Genomic DNA, 19,484 nt, shown 5'->3' with positions numbered 1-19,484 from the left:
ACGGGCCGGGGGATTATGGACCAGGCGCGCCTTACGCGACCTCGTGATCCGCCATCAGCTCCAGCGCCTTCACCATCGCCGAATGATCCCATGCCTTGCCGCCATGCGCCGTGCAGGCGTTGAACAGTTCCTGCGCCGTCGCCGTGTTCGGCAGGCTGAGGCCCATTTCGCGGGCGTTGGAGAGGGCAAGGTTCAGGTCCTTCTGGTGCAGCTCGATGCGGAAGCCCGGGTCGAAATTGCGCTTCACCATGCGGTCGCCATGCAGCTCCAGGATCTTCGAGGAGGCGAAGCCGCCCATCAGGGCCTCGCGCACCTTGGCCGGATCGGCCCCCGCCTTGGAGGCGAACAGCAGAGCCTCACCGACAGCTTCGATGGTCAGCGCGACGATGATCTGGTTGGCGACCTTGCAGGTCTGCCCGTCACCATTGCCGCCGACCAGCGTGATGTTCTTGCCCATCAGCTCGAAGAGCGGCTTCACCCGGGCGAAGGCCTTCGGTGAGCCGCCGCACATGATAGTCAGGGACGCCGCCTTGGCGCCGACCTCACCACCGGAAACCGGGGCGTCGATATACTCGCAGCCGAGCTCGTTGATCTTTGTCGCGAAATCCTTGGTCGCGAGCGGCGAGATCGAGCTCATGTCGACCACGGTCTTACCGTCAGAGAGCGCCTCGGCGACGCCATCATCCCCGAACAGCACCTCTTCCACCTGCGGCGTGTCCGGCACCATGATGAAGATTATGTCGGCCGCCTTGGCGACCGCAGCCGCGCTCGGGCAGGCTTTGCCGCCGGCGTCGACCAGGCTGCGCGGCACCTGGCCGATGGTGTTCAGGAAAACCTCATGGCCCGCCGCGATCAGGTGTCCCGCCATGGGCACGCCCATGATGCCGAGGCCGATAAAACCAAGCTTGCTCATCTGTTCGTCTCCATCCTTTGAATTTGTTGTTCGCGCGTTTGCGTCACTTTGCCGTGCCGCGCCTTATGCCGTCATCCCGAATTCCGCAGCCAGCAATTCATAGCTCCGCCGCCGCACGTTCTCGTCATGCGCCCAGGTCACGACGGCAATTTCCTCGATCCCGAGCCGCTTCGCCAGCGCGTTGATCTGCTCCGCCACCTTCTCCGGGGTGCCGACCATCGCTTTGCCGCGCAGCTCGTCCATCCGTGCCGTCTCGCTTTCCGAATAGGCGGCATTACGCGCCGTCTCGGCGCTTTCCAGCGGAGTGTAGCGGCCACGATCGCGGTAGAGCTGCCAGCGGGCACGGGAGGTGAAGTGGTGCTGCGCCTCCTCCTCGGTTTCCGCCGCCAGCGCCCAGACGCAGATGCCGGGGTTCGGCTCCGGAAAGCGTTCGCTCGGCTGGTAGCGGTCGCGGTAGATCTGGATCGCTTCCGGACCACCCTGCCCTTCGGTGAAGAACCAGGCGAAGCTGTAGGGCAGGCCGAAATGGGCCGCCACCTGGGCGCCGTAAAGCGAGCTGCCGAGCATCCAGATCTCGGGCGAGGTCTCGCCCTGCGGGTTCGCCTGGACGGCGGCGAACGGATGGCCTTCCGGCAGCGGCTGGCCGCTGACCCAGGCCATCAGATCCTGCACGTCGTTCGGAAACTGGGCCGGGCGCTCGGCCGCTGCCGGATTAAGCGCAAGCGAGGTCCGGCCGTCACTGCCGGGCGCGCGACCAAGACCGAGATCGATCCTTCCCGGCGCGAAGGCTTCCAGCACGCGAAACTGCTCGGCCACCTTCAGCGGCGCGTAATGCGGCAGCATCACCCCGGCGGAACCGATGCGGATGCGCTCCGTCTTCATGGCGATCCCGGCCAACAGGATTTCAGGCGCGGTGCCGATGATGGTCGGGTGGGAATGGTGCTCCGACACCCAGAACCGCTTGTAGCCCAGAGCCTCACAATGCTCGGCCATGGCGACGGTATCGCGGATGGTCTGGCCGTGCGGTTTGCCGACACCGGCGACGGACTGGTCGAGAACGGAAAGGTGCAACATGGGCGGGCTCCTTCTGGCGAGAGCTTCGGAAAACGCGGATGGCAAGCATAGAGCGTTTCGCTTGCCGCCGCCTTGCCGATCCGCCACGAGACTCTTCCCCGAGCATGGCCTTGCCGCCGTACCACCTCCCGGCCGTTGTGTGGGGGCAGCCTCTGCATACGAAAAGGGGAGCGCGCCATTGCACGCTCCCCTGCAGCTACTTCAGTCAAGAAGCAGCGATCAGATACCGGCGGCCTTGCTCGCCTCGATATAGACCTGGCGCAGGCGCTGAGCGATCGGGCCCGGTTTGCCTTCACCGATAGTGGCGCCGTCGATCTCGATCACCGGGTTCACGAAGCTGGTGGCCGAGGTGGAAAAGGCTTCCGTCGCCGCCTTGGCTTCCGCCACGGTGAACGGACGTTCCTCGACCTTCAGCTGCAGCTCGGCCGCGCATTGCAGAACCGACTTGCGGGTAATGCCGTGCAGGATGTCGGTCGACAGGTCACGGGTGACGATGGTGCCGTCCTCGGTGACGATATAGGCGTTGTTGGAGGAGCCTTCGGTGATCTCCCCATCCAGCACCATCCAGGCATCGTCCGCACCGGCATCATGTGCCTGGTTCTTGACGATGGAGGCATAGAGCAGCTGCACGGTCTTGATGTCGCAACGGCGCCAGCGCAGGTCGTCGACCAGGATGATCTTCTGGCCGCGCTCGGCCAGCGCGCTGTTGATCAGGGACTTCTTCTGCGGGAACATCAGCAGGGTCGGCTTCACGTCCGGGCCCGGGAACAGGAAGTCGCGGTCGGCCGCACCGCGGGAGATCTGCAGATAGATCAGCCCCTCGGTCAGGTCGTTCCGCTTCACCAGCTCGCGATGGATCTCGAGCAGTTCCTCGTCGGTGGCGGGGGACGGCAGCTTCAGCTCATCCAGTGACCGGCGCAGGCGCGCCATATGCCCTTCATATTCGACCAGCTTGCCGTCGAGAACCGATGTCACCTCATAGACGGCATCGCCGAACAGGGAACCGCGATCGAAGATCGAGATCTGGGCCTCGTTCTCCGGGACATAGCTGCCGTTAACAAAGACAGTACGCATTCTGTAAACCTCAAGAAACCGGGTGACGGATCGAGAACCGATCCCTGGATTATGAACAGGGCGGAGGATCTGCGCTTGCGCGCGGCCATCGTGCCTTTCGGCGAGGCCACCCCTGCCCGCGGGGACGTCCCGGAGACCCCGAAGAGCCAGCGAGATCCCGACCATACACCGCAGCCGGGCTCCGAAACCAGCCCTGTTTGCACTGCAAAACGAAGTCCCTTTTGCGTCCCCGGCCAGTCTTTTCACGGCAAAAAATAATGGCCGTCCAGCGGTATGCCCCCTAAGCTTGAACTGCTCGTCTCCGACGGCATCCGCTGCCAGCCCAACTGCCAGCCGGCGATGCCCGTTTTTGATGTCGATGGCGGCTTTTACCCGAACGCAAAATTTTTCCGTGCCCTCTCGCGACGGAAACTCAGAACCCGGACGTTAGAGCTCTATGTCCCGATTTTTCGCCGGCGGTTCTCGCCGTTACGACCACTCGCCGGCAGATGTCAAAGTTCGGCCGACCAATAGAGTGCCCCTCTTGAGTAATACAGGAAAAGCCATCCCGGCGACCCGTGCCACGCTTGTTGCCCTGACAGGTCTGCTCGCGGCCTGCACGGTCGGCCCGGACTATGCCCTGCCGCAACTGCCGGTGCCCGCACGCTGGAACGGCCAGGACAGCACCATTACCCCGGCAGTGCCCGTTGCCGCACCCGCGCTCTCCCGCTGGTGGCTGGCACTCGACGATGCGACCCTGAACCGGCTGGTTGACGTGGCACGCGGACAAAATCTCGACCTGGCTGCGGCAAAAGCAAAGATCCGCGAGGCACGTGCGACCTACCGGCAAGCCGGCGGCGCACTGTCGCCAACGCTTGACGGCACCGGATCGGCCAACCGGAACCGAACCAACGGCTCGGTCGGCACGAACTTCCAGGCCGGGTTCGATGCGAGCTGGGAGCTCGACCTGTTCGGCGGCAAGCAGCGCCGGGTCGAGGCTGCGGCCTACAGCCTGGACGCCGCGGAAGAGGATCTGCGCGACACCATGCTGACGCTGATCGGCGATATCGCGTCGAACTATGTCTCCGCCCGCGGTTTCCGCGCCCGCATTGCCCTCGCCCGGCGGACAGCCGACTCCCAGCGCGAAACCGAGGCCTTGACCCGCTCGATGTTCCGGGCCGGCGCCAGTTCCGGCGCGGACATGGCCAATGCAGCCGGACAAGCCAGCAGCACCGAAGCCAATATCCCGACGCTCGAGGTTTCATACGCGCAGGCAGTCCACCGGCTGAGCGTCCTGACCGGCCAGCCGCCGGCTGCGCTGACCGGCTGGATCGAGAATAATGCCCCGATCCCGGTGCCCGAGAAGCCGATCCCCGCCGGCGTGCCTGCGGATATCCTGCTGACCCGGCCGGACGTACGCTCCGCCGAACGCCAGCTTGCCCAGTACACCGCCCTGATCGGCGAGGCGGAGGCGGCCCGCTATCCCAGTATCAGCCTGACCGGCAGCATCTCCACTTCCGGCTCCAGCATCGGCGATCTGGCAAAAGGGTCTTCCATCGGCTGGCTCATCGGCCCCTCCGTCAGCGTGCCGATCTTCAATGGCGGCCAGCTTGCGGCGGCCGTCGACATCGCCGTCGCCCAGCGCGACCAGTTCGAGGCCGCCTTCCGCTCGGCGGTGCTGACCGCGCTGGAGGATGTCGAGAACGCCATCGTCACCCTGGCGCAGGAGCGCATCCGCTATCGCTCATTGACCGAGGCCGCGAACGCTTACCGGGATGCGGCGCAACTGGCACGAACCCTCTACCAGGCCGGCTCCAGCAGTTTCCTCGACGTGCTCGACGCGGAACGCTCGCTCTATTCCGCGGAAGATTCCCTGCTGCAGAGTCAGGTCACCATCGCCACCGGCTACGTCACTCTCAACAAAGTGCTCGGCGGCGGATGGAACGGTGTGAACGGGGACATCACCCCCGCATCCACGACCGTTCCCCTCGACTGAAGCCCAAGCGAAATGCAGACCGTATCCCGATCATGACAAACACACATACCTCCCGCAGGCGCCGGCGCCTGCTCATTGCCCTGCTCGTCCTGATCACCGCAGCCGGTGGCGGCTATTACGCATGGGACAGGTTCTTCTCCTCCAGGGAAATCTCCTATGTGACGCGGCAGGCGAAGATCGGCAGCATCGAGGAAACGGTGCTCGCCAACGGCATCCTGAAACCGGTCACCCTCGTGGCGGTCGGCGCCCAGGTTTCAGGCCAGATCACGGCCTTGCACGTCACTCTGGGCGACGAGGTTCTCGAAGGCGACCTGATCGCGGAAATCGATTCCGTGACCCAGACCAATGCACTGCGCACCGCCGAGGCCGCACTCGCCAACGTGAAGGCGCAGCTGGCCGAGAAACAGGCGACCCTGACGCGGAACAACCTGACCCTTAACCGGCAAAAATCCATGGTCGCCCAACGGGCCGTCTCCCAGGCAGACTTCGAGGCGGCGGAAGCAGACGTGCGCACCACCGAGGCGCAGATCGAGGCGCTGCGGGCCGAAATCGTGGAAGCCGAGGTCGCGGTCGAGACCGCCGACGCCAATCTCGGCTACACAAAGATCATCGCGCCGACGGACGGCACCGTGCTGGCCGTGGTCAGCCAGGAAGGCCAGACCGTCAACGCCGCGCAATCCGCGCCGACAATCATCGTTCTCGGCGAGCTCGACACCATGACCGTGCGCGCCGAGATCTCGGAAGCAGATGTCGTCCGGGTGGAGCGCGGCCAGCCGGTCTATTTCACCATTCTCGGCGATCCTGAGCGGCGCTACGACGCTGTTTTGAAGGCCATAGAGCCCGCACCGGAATCGATCACTTCCGACAGCGCCATCACCACCTCGTCCAGCAGCAGCTCATCCACCTCATCGTCAAGCTCCTCCGCAATCTACTACATCGGAACCTTCGACATCCCGAACGAGGATCGCCGGCTGCGCACCTACATGACTGCGGAAGTGCATATTGTCCTCAAGCAGGCCCGTGACGTACTGACCATCCCGGCGGCCGCGCTCGGCAGCAAGACCGGGGATGGGAGCTATCGGGTCCGCATTCTCGGCGCAGATGGCAAGGTCGACAATCGCACGATCAAAACCGGCCTCAACGACAAGGTAACGGTCGAGGTGACATCTGGCCTCGCCGAGGGGGAAAAGGTCATTGTCGGACAGTCCGGCGGCGCTTCGTCCGGCTCCGGCGGACGCGGTTTCCGGATGCGGTTCTGACGCCATGGCCGATCCCCTTATCCTGATCGAAAACCTGCGCCGCGCCTTTCCCTCCGGCGACGGCTATGTCGAAGCGCTGAAAGGCATCGACCTCACTATCGAAGCCGGCGAGATGGTCGCGATCATCGGCGCGTCCGGCTCCGGCAAGTCGACACTGATGAACGTGCTCGGCTGCCTCGACAAACCGACATCCGGCACCTACCGGGTCTCCGGCAAACCCACCGATGCACTCGGCCCGGACGACCTGGCGGCACTGCGGCGCGAGCATTTCGGCTTCATCTTCCAGCGCTACAATCTGCTCGCCGAACTGACGGCGGCGGGGAATGTCGAAATCCCTGCCATCTATGCCGGACAGCGCAGCGCCGACCGGCTGGAGAAAGCGCACCAGTTACTGGATCGCCTCGGCATGGCGGATCGCGCGGAACACCGGCCGGGCCAACTCTCGGGTGGCCAGCAACAGCGGGTCTCGATTGCCCGTGCCCTGATGAACGACGCGGACGTGATCCTGGCGGATGAGCCGACAGGCGCGCTGGACAAGAAAAGCAGCGAGGAAGTGCTGCGCATCCTGCATGAGCTGCACGAGGACGGACGCACCGTCATCATCGTCACGCACGACCCGGAAGTCGCCGCCCAGGCCGAGCGCATCATCGAGATCAGCGACGGCGAGATCATCGCGGACCGGCAGACCCGCCCGGCAAAACAGATCCAGTCAGCCGAGCGACCAGCGACCAGCGGCCAGTCCGCATCCGCCTGGAAAGCGGCGGTTGACCGGTTTTCCGAAGCCTTCCAGATGGCCCTGCTCGCCATGCGGGCGCATAAGCTGCGGACTTCCCTGACCATGCTCGGCATCGTCATCGGCATTGCGTCGGTTGTCTGCGTTCTGGCCCTCGGCGAAGGCTCGCAGCGGCAGGTGCTCGAGAATATCCGCCGACTCGGCACCAACACGCTGGAGATCTTCCCCGGTAAGAATTTCGGCGATCTGCGCTCCGGCAGGATCAGGACTCTGGTGGTGAGCGACGCGGCGGAACTGGAAAAACAGTATTTTGCCGCGGCGGTCACACCGACCGTCTCCTCCTCCGGAACGGTCCGCTTCGGGCCGGTCGAGGCCAACGCCCAGATCAGCGGCGTGGGCGACCAGTATTTCGCCGCGAAAGCAACCGAGCTGGTGGAAGGCCGGCTGCTGGACACAGACAGTATTCGCTTCCGGACTCAGGAAGTCGTGATCGACGAGAACACGCGGAACACGCTCTTTCCAGGCGCAACGGACACCGCCATTGGCAGCGTGATCTTCATCGATACCGTTCCCTGCCTTGTGATCGGCATCGTTTCTTCCAGCCAGAGCAGCTTCGGCGGCCGGCAGAACCTCTCCGTCTATCTGCCCTACACCACCGTGCAGACCCGCTTCCTCGGCAGCACGTCCCTCCGCAGTATCATCCTGCGCGTGGACGAGAGCACCGATATGGACGTCGCCGAGCAGACCGTCACGGACATGCTGACGCAACGGCACGGCGCGAAGGATTTCTTTATCCTCAATACAGACGAAATCCGCCAGAGCATCACCAGCACCACGCAGACCATGGCCCTGCTGATCTCCGCGATCGCACTGATTTCGCTCGCCGTCGGCGGCATCGGGGTGATGAACATCATGCTGGTCTCGGTATCCGAACGGATCACCGAGATCGGCGTGCGTATGGCGGTCGGCGCCCGCCAGGGTGACATCCTGCAGCAGTTCCTGATCGAGGCCGTGCTGGTCTGCCTGATCAGCGGCGTGCTCGGCATCCTGGCCGCGCTCGGTTTCGGGGTGCTCTTCAGCATGCTCGGGTCGAGCTTCAGCCTGGTCTATTCGAACACCGCCATCGTCTCGGCAGTGATCTGCGCGACGCTGATCGGGGTCGTCTTTGGCTACCTGCCGGCACGCAATGCCTCCAGGCTCGACCCGTCGGAAGTGCTCTCCCGCAGCTGAAAGATGCTGCCCGATGCACTGACGCAACCCAGCATGGATGAAGAGGCAAAGCCATACGATTTTAACTAAAAGTTTATCCTATTATGCGAAATACCTGCAAAGAGGGGCGCCACATGAACGCCTCCCCCGCACCGCTCCCGTAGAACAGGAAGCGGCCACCAGGGAGCATATTGATGGCGAGCAGAAGTCTCGTGAACAGACATTCTGGAATTGCCGTGGTCGTCATTCTCGCGACCGCCAGCATCGCCGCAATGCTGTTCCTCGGCATTCAGGCCGCGAGCCGATTTAACGCCGCAGAAACCTCCTGGCGCCAGTACAACGATCAGACCCGGAATGTTTCCGGAAGCCTCAATGCGCTGCAACGCCATCTCGGCTACGGCGGTTTCATACACAATTTCAAGAACTTCGTATTGCGGCGCGATCCGGTTTACCTGGAGCGCATGAAGAAGAGCGCGTTTGCAGCCCTTACCGAGATCGCTGCTCTGAAATTCGTTCTCCCCTCCGCCGAAGAGCAAAGCCTTCTGAATGACGTACAGGCAACGATTGACGATTACCTTGCAAAAGAGAAAGAGACGATCCGCCTCTACCAAGAGCTCAGCGTGAACGAGCTGGACAAACTTGTCCGTGTCGACGACAACGCCGCGCTGGTCGCCCTCGAAAAGCTCCAGGGTCTGAACGAGATCCGAAGTTTCCAGCAGGAAAAGATTGCCCAGGCCTCTTTCAACGACGCGATGAGCACCCTGAAGCAGGGATCGTTCGTCGTGGTCCTCATTTTGGCGGGCGCCTCCGGCATGATCGTATTGCTGATCAGGGCGTCGCGGATCAACGCACGCCTGAACGCATCCCTCGCCTATATCGAGCAGTTATATAACGAGTCTCCGAACGCACTGGTGAGCGTCGACAGCACAGGACATATTTTCCGGATCAACCGGCAGACAGAGCGGCTACTCGGTTACTCGATCGATGAGCTGTCCGGCCGCGCCATAGAATCCCTGATCCCGGAGGAATTTGAAGAAGACCGTCGTTCCCTGGAAGGAAAGCTGACTTTCGGTGCACAGAATTTGCAGGCAGAAGACGGCGGCATGCAAATGGTTGCCCGGCGCAGTGACGGCCAGGACATCCAAATTCATCTGCGGATACGCGTGGTTGCGGGTACCAACCAAACATTCTTCCTGCTGGCCCTGCTCGACATCACCGAAATCGCCGACCTTCACAAAGAGCTGCACATCGCCCGCCAGAACGCGGAAACCGCCAGCGAAGCCAAATCCCGGTTTCTCACGTCCATGTCACACGAGATCCGAACACCACTGAATGGCATCCTCGGGATGCTCCAGCTCATCGACAAGAAGGCAGTAGCGCCGGACATAGCCCAGAAGCTTTCTATCGCTAAGGAATCCGGGTTGTTTTTGCTCACCCTGATCAATCAGGTGCTGGATTTCGCCCGAATTGAAGCAGGCCGGATTACCATCTCCAAGGAGCGCTTCTCCCTTCCGGCCATGATGAACGCGATGGAATCCATGTTCCGGATCCGGGCGGAGATGAAAGGCTTGGGCTTCCGCGGCAGCGTGATCGACGAGAGCGAGACTTTCCTCTATGGCGATTTCGATCATATTCGCCAGATCCTGTTCAATCTGATCGGCAATGCCATCAAATTTACGGAGACCGGGAGCGTTGATCTTGTTGCCCGCAGCCAGATGCTCGGCGATGGAAAAACCTGCCGGATTTCGTTCGAAGTGTCCGACACCGGCCCGGGGATCGCGATAGACGATATCGATGATATCTTCGAGGAATTCACACAGACCGACGTCGGAATCCGCCATGGTGGCGGCACAGGACTTGGCCTGAACATTTCCAAACGTATTGCCGACGCTATCGGTGCCAGATTAACAGTCGAAAGCGAGGTTGGCGCCGGTACGACGTTCCGCTTATCCGTCGACACTGAGATAGCCAGAAATCAACAGGTTATCGATGAAATCGTCAAAGATGCCGACATTCCGCACCTGCGAGTCCTGGTTGCTGAGGACAATGACATCAACCAGATGATCACCCAGGCCATGCTGGAGCGGGATGGTCATGCCGTGACGATTGCACAAGACGGGGAAATTGCGCTGAATCTCGTCCGTAACGCCCCCGAAGCCTACGACGTCATTCTGATGGATGTGCAGATGCCCAACATGGATGGCGTGCAGGCAACCGTCTCTATCAGGCAGTTCGCCCGCAACCCGGAGAAATTACCCATCATCGGGCTGACCGCGAACGCGTTTCAGGACCAGAAAGACGAATATCTGAGTGCGGGCATGCAGTTTGTGCTGACAAAGCCGCTCGAGATTGCAGACCTCCGAACTGCGCTGGGCAGATTTACCCTGCACAGTCACCCGGAGAGACAAACGGCAATCACTCCCCCCTCCTGACGGCAGAGTAACCGGAGCAGATCCATCGCATCGATCCGGCCCCTTGAAAACACTGAAGCTCTCCATGCAGCCTGAAAGGCTTCTGGCGCTTTAAAATTCAACAGGCAGCGTTGATGAACAAAGCCGACAGTAGATACGGCAAGCGGAGCGGCCGCTATCCGTTATCGGCACCGTACCCGCTGCCGGCTTTCTTATAGTCGCCGCGCGGCGGGCTGAAGACGTCGATCACAAAGCAGCCGTCCGGACCGGCTTTCAGCCCGTGCACGACATCGCCGGGCGTACACCAGAAATCACCGGCCTTTACCGCATGCTCCACGCCATCCTGCGTTCGCACGCCGCTGCCTTCGAGCATGATGCCCCATTGCTCTTCCGGGTGGCTGTGCATCGAGCCTTCGGCATGCGGCTCAATGCGCACGATGGAGAACATCAGGTTCTCGCCCGGAAAGATCCGCGCCGTCAGCCCTTCGGCGAGGGTGCGTTGAATGCCTTGGTCAAGATCATGAAGATTAAAGAAATTCTGCCCGGACATTGATCGCGTCTCCCCGCTCATTGACATGATGCAGGAGGATCGCGGAGATCGACGGCCCGGACAAGAAGCTATCCCGGTATCCGGAAGGGTTCAGGATTCAGTCCTGATTCGCTCGAGAACCGTCGCCGTACCGTCATCCTCGATCCTGAACAGGATCACCTCGCCGGAGGCCGGGTAGACACCTGTCAAAGCGGTGATGTTGACCTGATGCGTCACGAGAACAACTCTCTCGTCATCCGGCAGCGCCCCAAGAAATGCGCGCAGCCCTTCCGTCTGCTCGGCCCCGGTTGACCTGTCGGCGAAGAAAGAGTTCAGGCTGGCCAATTCCTCTGTCGTCCCCAGGCCGAGCAGTTCCGCTGTCTCGAGGCAGCGGCACCATTGACTGGAAAGTATCCGGTCAACTTCCACACCGGCGCGACGCACCGCAGCGCCGATGCGTCGCGCCTGCGCGCGGCCTCTCTCGTCGAGATTGCGCTGCGTCGAGCAATCGCCAATCCGGAATTCGTCCGGATCGCCTGTTCCGGGCGCGATCGCATGACGCATGATTGCGAAAGTCCGCGGTGCCGCAAGATGTTCCCATCCCATGCGGGTATCGCTTGCCAGCGATGGCTTAATCAACGCCGTGGCCAGCAACGGTACGATAAGCAGAAACAGCAACGACCGGCGCGCAAATACAGTCATGGCAATCTCCCGAGAGGTCTGACGCGCACGGAATTAGTGCGCCGTTCGGATCAGGCAAGCCATCCCCCGGAAGCAGCGGGCACAAAAAGAAAAAGCCCCGCATAAAGCGGGGCTCATAGGTACCGCGAACAGGAGATCCGCTACGGCACCCGATAAATCAGATCGCGAGATACTCCTGACGGAGTGCCTCATCATCCAGCACTTCTTGCGCGGTGCCGTCGAAGACGATCTGACCCATATCGAGGATCAGGGCACGGTCTGCCAAGTGCAGAGCCGCGATCGCATTTTGTTCAACAATAATGGAGGTCATCCCGAGGGTTTTGATTTCCTCAAGGATCTTTTCGATCTCCTGGACGATGACCGGAGCCAGCCCTTCATAGGGCTCATCCAGGAGTAGCAGTTTCACGTCCCGGGCAAGGGCACGGGCGACCGCCAGCATCTGCTGCTCGCCGCCGGACATCGTGATCCCCTCCTGCTTGCGGCGTTCCGCCAGACGCGGGAAATGCTCATAGAGCCGCTCGATCGACCAGCCGTGCGGCTTGTTGATCTGGGCCAATTCAAGATTTTCCTCGACTGTCAGGCCGGGAATAATCCGCCGGTCTTCCTGCACCAGGCCGACACCGTTCTGCGCGGCCTGAAAATTGGACATTTCGTGCAGCGGTTGGTGATCGAGCCAGATTTCCCCATGGTGCAATTGCGGGTCACCAGCCCGTGCGATGGAACGCAATGTGGATGTCTTTCCAGCCCCATTCCGCCCAAGCAAGGCGACAATTTCACCCTCATGAATATTGAAGCTGACATCCTGCACGATGTAGCTCTCGCCGTAATAGGCCTGCAGCCCCCAACAGGAGAAATAGGCTGGCGGCGTGCCATGGTTCTTGATCGGGTTTTCCGGTTTCTTAAGCGCGCTGCCCGCCGGCTGCGTGGTCAGGGTTTCGGTGCTCATAGATGGGCTCCCCCGAGATAGGCTTCCTGGACCCGCGGATCGCCTTTGATATCCTCCGGTTTGCCCTCCGCAATCACGGTTCCCTGGGCCATCACGGAGATCTTGTTGGCAAGCGAGAACACGACATGCATGTCATGCTCGATTACGATCTTTGTAATCCCGCGCTCGCCAATTTTCTTCAGCAGGTCGATGGTGTTGTTTGTATCAGCCCGAGACATGCCGGCAGTCGGCTCGTCCAGCAGCAGAAGCTTTGGGTCCTGCACGAGACACATGGCGAGTTCCAACCTCCGCTTGTCACCACGCGACAAACTGCTGGCCGTCATATCCCGCTTTTCGAACAGCCCTACATCCTGCAGCTGTTCCTCGGCCCGTTCCCGGACCTCCACGAGATGATCCACCCGGCTCCAGGCATCCAGCTTGATCGGACCGTCCCGTCGCGCCAGCGTCGGAATCATCACATTTTCGAGCAGGTCGAGATCGCCGAAAATCTCCGGTGTCTGGAACACCCGGCTGACGCCCAGCTGGTTGATCTCATGCGGCTCAAGGTTGAGCAAAGAGCTGCCATCGAAATCCACGGTCCCCGTATCCGGCTCCAGCCGGCCGACCAGGCAATTCAGAAAGGTCGACTTGCCCGCACCGTTCGGCCCTATGATCGCATGCACAGCGCCGGCTTCGACATTTAGATTGACCTCGTCAAGAGCCTTCAAACCGCCGAAGCGTTTGTTGACCCCTTTGACTTCAAGAATACCCATCAATCCGCTCCCTATTCCGCCGGATGTACTTTGGCCGACGAAGCGCCGCCCGCACTGTCAGAGCCGCCCCGTCGACGGAACAGCCGCTTGAGCCGCTGTCCGCCTTCGACCACTCCGCCCGGAAGAAAGATCACGACCAGCATGAACATGATTCCGAGAGTGAGGTGCCAGCCCTTGCCGATGAACGGATGGATCATGAAGACAAATGCGTCCTGCATGCCGTCCGGCAGGAAGGAAAACCAGTTGTAGAGGACGTTGTCGTTGATCTTCGAGAAGATGTTCTCGAAGTATTTGATCACGCCCGCCCCGAGCACCGGACCGATCAAGGTTCCGGCACCGCCAAGAATGGTCATCAGAACCACCTCGCCGCTGGCGGTCCACTGCATGCGTTCAGCTCCAGCAAGCGGATCCATTGCCACCATCAACCCACCGGCAAGCCCGGCATACATGCCGGATATAATGAAAGCCGCCAGCGTGTGGGGTTTCGGGTTCTTGCCAGTGAAACGCATCCGCTGCTGGTTCGTCTTCAACGCCCGCAACATCAGCCCAAAGGGCGACCGGAAGATCCGGATGGAGATGTAGAATGCGATCAGCATGACAACGGCACAGAGATAATAACCGAAATTGAAGGTGAAGAGCCACGGACCGAGCGCAAGCTCAAACCCGTCCCGCATCTCGATCCCGAAAAAGTTTGTCGCCGGAAGCGAGCCGTCGGCCGCATCGAAATCCAGAATACGCGGATCGTTGAGGGCCAGTTGCAGACCTGTCTCACCGTTGGTGATCGGAGTCAGCACGGAATAGGCCAGCGCGAAAGACATTTGCGCGAAGGCCAGCGTAAGGATCGAGAAGTAAATCCCCGAACGACGCAGCGAGATGTATCCGACAACGGCTGAGAACAGTCCCGCGAAGATCACCGAAACGATGATCGCCGGCACAACGTTCATCGTCAGCAGCTTCAGCATCCACACGCCGGCATAGGAGCCCACACCGAGAAAGGCTGCATGGCCAAAGCTGAGATATCCGGTCAGCCCAAAAAGGATGTTAAAGCCAATCGCGAATATCCCGAAGATCACGAATCTCTGCATGAGATCCGGATAGCCCGCATTGAACTGCGCCAGCTCAGACCCTTCCGGGAATGGATTCAGCAGAAACGGTGCGAACATCGTCAGCGCGAGGACGATCAGAAACAGCGTCTTGTCTTTGCTGTTGAGTCCCAGCATCGGTCACTCCTCCATCACGCCCTTGCGACCCATAAGGCCGCGAGGACGCGTCAATAGAATAATGATGGCGACCAGATAGATAATGATCTGGTTGATACCCGGAAGCAGCGAGACGATCTCGCCCATCGAGGCGAAAGACTCCAGCACGCCGAGCAGGAAGCCTGCGGCAACAGCCCCTTCGAGAGACCCCATGCCGCCGACCACGACGACGACAAAGGACAGGACCAGGAAGTCCATCCCCATATGATAGTTCGGCGAATTGATCGGGGTGTACATCACGCCGGCAAGTCCGGCCACGCAGGCCGCGAGCGCGAACATGATCGTAAACCGTTTGTCGATGTTGATTCCCAGCAGGCCAACGGTCTCGCGATCGGCCATGCCAGCGCGAACGACCATGCCGAAGGTGGTATATCGAAGGAAGGCGAACACACCGCCGATAATGGCAGCCGCAAAAACGAAATAAACCAGGCGCCAGTACGGGTAGATGATCGACCCCGCATCGAATCCGAGCAGGACACCGAAGTCCGCGCTGCCGGTCAGAGCCGGCGGCGCCGGAGTCGGGATCGGGTTCGCGCCATAGAAGTACTTGATGATCTCCTGCAGCACGATTGCCAGTCCGAAGGTGACCAGAATCTGGTCGGCGTGAGGCCGCTTGTAGAAGTACTTGATCAGGCCCCGTTCCATGGACAGGCCAATGAGTATCATGATCGGTATGGAGAACAGGATCGCCAGCGGCACCGACCACTCGATCATGGCGGTGCCAACGTCCGGTCCGAACCAGTCGAAAATGTAAGGCGTTTCGACCTTGAGGGGATTTCCGAGAAAGTCTTTACGGACCGGATCGATCGTTTCGTAAGAGATCGTGAAAATCTTGTTCAGTGTGACGGCGCAGAACGCCCCCAGCATGAACAATGCCCCGTGAGCGAAATTGACGACGCCCAATGTCCCGAAGATTAGCGTAAGACCGAGAGCGATCAGCGCATAGGCGCTGCCCTTATCCAGTCCGTTAAGAATCTGAAGAATAATCGCGTCCAAGACGCCACCTCCTGTGGATCCGATCACATTCCCAAGCAACGCAAACAACCGACCGTGCCCTCAGGCACGGTCGGTGCATTGCGAGTGCCCGATTACGAGCCCGGGTTACATTTTCCGAGGCTACCGCCCGCGACCTGCGGATGATCCGGTGCGTAGGTCACCTGCGCCACCGGCGTGACCTCGACGATCTCGAGCAAATCGAACTCCGAAGTCGGGTTCTCTTTACCCTTCACGACGAGAACGTCCTTGAAGCACTGGTGGTCATCAGCACGGTAGAGGGTCGGACCGTTGCCCATACCATCGAACTCGAAGCCTTCGAGAGCCTCGACGACGGCACAGGGATTGAAGCTACCAGCCCGTTCGACGGCATCGGCATAAAGCAGAGCCTGAACGTAGCAGGTGTGGGCGGCCTGGCTCGGCGGGAACCCGTACTTGGTGCCGAAGGATTTGACGAACGCTTTGGAGCCTTCGTCTGTCAGCGACCAGTGCCAGTTCGTAGAACCGAAGATACCCTTAACGTTTGCGCCAGCACCCTTGGCCATCAGCCGCGAGTAAAGCGGCACAACGATCTCGAAGTTTTTGCCATTGGCAACGCGATCGCGCAGGCCGAACTGAACGGCGTTGGTGAGCGAGTTCACCATGTTGCCGCCATAGTGGTTCAGCACCAGAACGTCGGCATCAGACTGCAGAACCGGCGTGATATAGGACGAGAAGTCGGTCTGGGCGAGCGGTGTCTTGACCGCCCCAACCGTCTCCCAGCCCATCGCTTCGGTCGAGCTCCGGACAGCTTCTTCTGTGGTGTAACCCCAGTTGTAGTCTGCCGTCAGATGGTAAGCTTTACGATCGGTGCCGTAGGCTTTCCCGAGCACCGGCGCAAGCGCTGCACCAGACATGTAGCTGTTGAAGAAGTGACGGAAGCCGTTAGCCTTCTTGTCCTTACCCGTAGTGTCGTTGGAATGGGTCAGGCCGGCCATGAAGATCACGCCTGCTTCCTGACACAGGCCCTGCACCGCCACAGCGACACCGGAGGACGAACCACCGGTAATCATGATGGCGCCGTCTTTCTCGATCATCGACTTCGCCGACGCGCGGGCAGCATCGGATTTGGTCTGGGTATCGCCGGTCACGTACTCGACTTTTTTGCCGAGAATACCATTGCCCTTCAGTGCCTTCGACGAGAAGGTATTCATCATCCCGCCATCACCGCCACCGTTGAGGTGCTCGACCGCGAGTTCGTAGGCGCGAAGCTCATCCGCGCCCTCGTCAGCATAAGGGCCTGACTGCGGCACGTTGAAGCCCAGAGTTACAGTCCCGCCTTTCGGCTCATTCATGTAGGCATAGGATTTACTTGAGAAAATCGTCGGCGCAGCAAGGCCGACCCCAGCAACAGCCGAGGCCTTCAGCAGGCCACGGCGGCTGAATCCAGGATTGAATTTTGCCATTTGTTCCTCCCGTTATTTTTCTGGAATGCGTCAGAGACCCAATCCGCGATGAGCATCTTTATGCGCTCAGTCACAAGGGTACGCACATTTAGTCAACAAACGAATAAGTATTTGAAATTTGCTGATTTTTTTGTAAATTTATGGATATCAAATATTATTGGTTTGTAAATAATTTACGCTGCACTGCACCAAGTTGAGCAAAATCAAGGAACTGAAACATGGCCCGCGCGCCGATTGGAATGAGAATACGGGAGCGGCGCCGGAGCCTTGGACGGACGCAGGCGGATCTTGCGCAGGCCGTCGGCATTTCCGCGTCATACCTGAACCTGATCGAGCACAACAAACGTCAGGTCGGCGGAGCCCTGTTGCGACGGCTGGGCGAGGTACTTTCCGTCGGCATCGACTATCTGGACGGTGCAGCGGAGCGCCGCCTGATCCAGGACCTGGAGGAAATCGCAACCGATCCGGCCAATGCCGACAGCGAGACAGATCCTGAAAGTGCGACAGATCTTGTTGCCCGGCACCGGCCATGGGCCGGGCTGATCGTGAATATGCACAGGACCAACCTAGACCAGACCGCGACCCTGCACGCCCTGTCCGACCGTCTGCGCCAGGACCCGTTCCTCTCCGACGCCGTGCACGGCATGCTTTCCAACATTGCCGCCATCCGGTCGACCTCTGAAATTCTCGCCAGCGTCGATGACGTCCCCGAAGATCAGCAGGCGCGGTTTCACCGCAACCTCGCGGAGGAAAGCGCCAAACTGTCCGATGTCGCTCAAGCCATGGCCGGATATTTCGACCGCGCGCCGTCACGCCAGGGCTCGGTCACACCGGCGGAGGAGGTCGACGATTTTGTTCTGGAGAACCAGAATTATTTCGCCACCCTCGAAGAGGCCGTGGAAGAGCTCGGCACACGCCTCGGATGTGACGTGCTGGCACCGGAATTCGAATCCGCAGCCCACACATTGCTCCAGCAGTTCGGCAAGACACCGCCATCCGTGACCACCGCATCAGGGCCTGCCCTGCCGGCCGCAACCCGCCGGTTTCAGGCAGCGCGGGCACTCGCGGTCAGTGCATTGGCGGACGTGATCGAGGAAATTCTGCTGCAATCCCCCCTGCTGACCAGCGATGCGGCTCTGGTCCGGGGCCGCCGCTCGCTGCAATCCTATGCCGCCGCCGCCCTCTTGATGCCGTACGACCGGTTCCGGGAGGTCGCGATTGCCTGCCGGTACGATATCGACATGCTGCAATACCGGTTCAGCGCCAGCGTCGAGCAGGTCTGCCACCGGCTGGCCTCGCTCCGCAAGCCGGGCGCGGAGGGTGTGCCCTTCGCCTTCATGCGCTCCGACCCGGCAGGCTTCATCACCAAGCGCCTGCCGCTGCGCGATTTGCCGTTGCCGCGCTATGGTGGCGCTTGCCCCCTCTGGGCGATCTATCGGGCCTTTCAGACACCGGACCGGGTGTTCCGGCAACTGGCCGAATTTCCCGACCGCAGCCGCTTCCTGTTTTTCGCCAAGACCGTCGCCAAGCAGGCCACGGGCTTCGATGCTCCGCGGCACCTTGTTTCGATCATGCTGGGCTGCGATGCGCTCTATGCCCGCGACGTGATCTATGGTGACGGTCTGGACCTGACGGCGAAGTCCGTATCGGAGCCGGTCGGCTCCGCCTGCCGGGTCTGCACGCGCGAAGAATGCCGCCACAGGCAGGAGCACCCGATCACCGGCGCCTGACGGAAACACGTAGAGCTGTTGCGCCATCGCCCGCCTGAGCTACACTCGAATCAACCGGCATTGAAAAAACAGTCGGACTACCAACACGGCTATTGGGGGAAACGGCGTGACGAAACGCGTCTTTATTGCGGAGGACGAGCCGAACATTCTCGAGTCCCTGAGCTTCCTGCTGGGACGCGAGGGGTGGGAAGTGACCAGTGCGCTCGACGGAAACTCTGCTCTGGAACAGCTCAACGCCGGCTCATTGCCTGACGTGGTGATCCTCGACATCATGCTGCCGCACCGCAACGGGTTCGACATCCTGCGGCAGCTCCGCGCGTCTCCGCGCACCCGAGACCTTCCGGTTATCGTCCTGACGGCGAAAGGCCAGGAAAAGGACCGCAAGACGGCGGAGGAAATCGGCGCAAACGCATTCGTGACAAAGCCGTTCTCGAACAAGGATGTCGTCGATCAGGTCCGCAGGCTGGCCGGACTTTAGCC

Annotated in this window: 16 protein-coding genes; 6 read left to right on the top strand and 10 right to left on the bottom strand. The window is 60.8% G+C overall.

What is annotated here, in order from left to right:
- Positions 1–31: 31 nt before the first annotated feature.
- From glxR to IG629_RS20290, 3 genes are all read right to left on the bottom strand, one after another.
- A complete protein-coding gene (glxR, locus tag IG629_RS20300; protein ID WP_193173735.1) occupies positions 32–913 on the bottom strand; it encodes a 2-hydroxy-3-oxopropionate reductase in 882 nt (293 codons plus the stop codon).
- Between the two features lie 63 nt (positions 914–976).
- Entirely contained in the window at positions 977–1,987 is a 1,011-nt protein-coding gene (locus tag IG629_RS20295; RefSeq protein WP_226886973.1) for an LLM class flavin-dependent oxidoreductase, read from the bottom strand.
- Between the two features lie 219 nt (positions 1,988–2,206).
- Entirely contained in the window at positions 2,207–3,061 is an 855-nt protein-coding gene (locus IG629_RS20290) for a D-amino-acid transaminase (protein WP_193173734.1), read from the bottom strand.
- A gap of 523 nt (positions 3,062–3,584) precedes the next feature.
- Between IG629_RS20290 and IG629_RS20285 the strand changes: the two genes are divergently transcribed.
- The 4 genes from IG629_RS20285 to IG629_RS20270 all read left to right on the top strand — a co-directional run bounded on the left by IG629_RS20285 (position 3,585) and on the right by IG629_RS20270 (position 10,669).
- Entirely contained in the window at positions 3,585–5,036 is a 1,452-nt protein-coding gene (locus IG629_RS20285) for an efflux transporter outer membrane subunit (protein ID WP_226886972.1), read from the top strand.
- A gap of 32 nt (positions 5,037–5,068) precedes the next feature.
- Positions 5,069–6,295, top strand: a complete 1,227-nt coding sequence (locus IG629_RS20280) for an efflux RND transporter periplasmic adaptor subunit (protein ID WP_193173732.1) — start codon at positions 5,069–5,071, stop codon at positions 6,293–6,295.
- Complete coding sequence (locus IG629_RS20275) at positions 6,231–8,258, top strand: MacB family efflux pump subunit (RefSeq protein ID WP_226886971.1); 2,028 nt, start codon at positions 6,231–6,233, stop codon at positions 8,256–8,258. The genes IG629_RS20280 and IG629_RS20275 overlap by 65 nt, the downstream gene beginning before the upstream one ends.
- 173 nt (positions 8,259–8,431) lie before the next feature.
- On the top strand, positions 8,432–10,669 hold the full coding sequence (locus IG629_RS20270; protein WP_193173731.1) for an ATP-binding protein: 2,238 nt from the start codon (positions 8,432–8,434) through the stop codon (positions 10,667–10,669).
- Positions 10,670–10,823: 154 nt separating this feature from the next.
- Here the strand turns inward: IG629_RS20270 and IG629_RS20265 are convergent, their stop codons facing one another.
- The 7 genes from IG629_RS20265 to IG629_RS20235 form a co-directional block, all read right to left on the bottom strand.
- Positions 10,824–11,198 carry a cupin domain-containing protein gene (locus IG629_RS20265; RefSeq protein ID WP_193173730.1) on the bottom strand — a complete coding sequence of 125 codons (375 nt, stop codon included), beginning with the start codon at positions 11,196–11,198 and terminating at the stop codon, positions 10,824–10,826.
- Positions 11,199–11,288: 90 nt separating this feature from the next.
- Complete coding sequence (locus tag IG629_RS20260; protein ID WP_226886970.1) at positions 11,289–11,879, bottom strand: histidine phosphatase family protein; 591 nt, start codon at positions 11,877–11,879, stop codon at positions 11,289–11,291.
- A gap of 157 nt (positions 11,880–12,036) precedes the next feature.
- A complete protein-coding gene (locus tag IG629_RS20255) occupies positions 12,037–12,825 on the bottom strand; it encodes an ABC transporter ATP-binding protein (RefSeq protein ID WP_193173729.1) in 789 nt (262 codons plus the stop codon).
- Complete coding sequence (locus tag IG629_RS20250; RefSeq protein ID WP_193173728.1) at positions 12,822–13,577, bottom strand: ABC transporter ATP-binding protein; 756 nt, start codon at positions 13,575–13,577, stop codon at positions 12,822–12,824. The genes IG629_RS20255 and IG629_RS20250 overlap by 4 nt, the downstream gene beginning before the upstream one ends.
- 11 nt (positions 13,578–13,588) lie before the next feature.
- Positions 13,589–14,797 (bottom strand): branched-chain amino acid ABC transporter permease, encoded by a 1,209-nt coding sequence (locus IG629_RS20245; RefSeq protein WP_193173727.1) that lies wholly within the window; start codon positions 14,795–14,797, stop codon positions 13,589–13,591.
- A 3-nt stretch (positions 14,798–14,800) separates the two neighbouring features.
- Entirely contained in the window at positions 14,801–15,832 is a 1,032-nt protein-coding gene (locus IG629_RS20240; RefSeq protein ID WP_193173726.1) for a branched-chain amino acid ABC transporter permease, read from the bottom strand.
- Positions 15,833–15,924: 92 nt separating this feature from the next.
- A complete protein-coding gene (locus IG629_RS20235) occupies positions 15,925–17,274 on the bottom strand; it encodes a substrate-binding protein (RefSeq protein WP_193173725.1) in 1,350 nt (449 codons plus the stop codon).
- Between the two features lie 218 nt (positions 17,275–17,492).
- On the opposite strand from IG629_RS20235, the gene IG629_RS20230 reads away from it, so the two are divergent.
- Positions 17,493–19,004 (top strand): helix-turn-helix domain-containing protein, encoded by a 1,512-nt coding sequence (locus IG629_RS20230; RefSeq protein WP_193173724.1) that lies wholly within the window; start codon positions 17,493–17,495, stop codon positions 19,002–19,004.
- A 106-nt stretch (positions 19,005–19,110) separates the two neighbouring features.
- On the top strand, positions 19,111–19,482 hold the full coding sequence (locus IG629_RS20225; protein WP_193173723.1) for a response regulator transcription factor: 372 nt from the start codon (positions 19,111–19,113) through the stop codon (positions 19,480–19,482).
- Positions 19,483–19,484: the final 2 nt, after the last annotated feature.

Source organism: Nisaea nitritireducens, assembly GCF_014904795.1.
Classification (GTDB): domain Bacteria; phylum Pseudomonadota; class Alphaproteobacteria; order Thalassobaculales; family Thalassobaculaceae; genus Nisaea; species Nisaea nitritireducens.
This window is presented reverse-complemented; position numbering and strand designations above follow the sequence as displayed.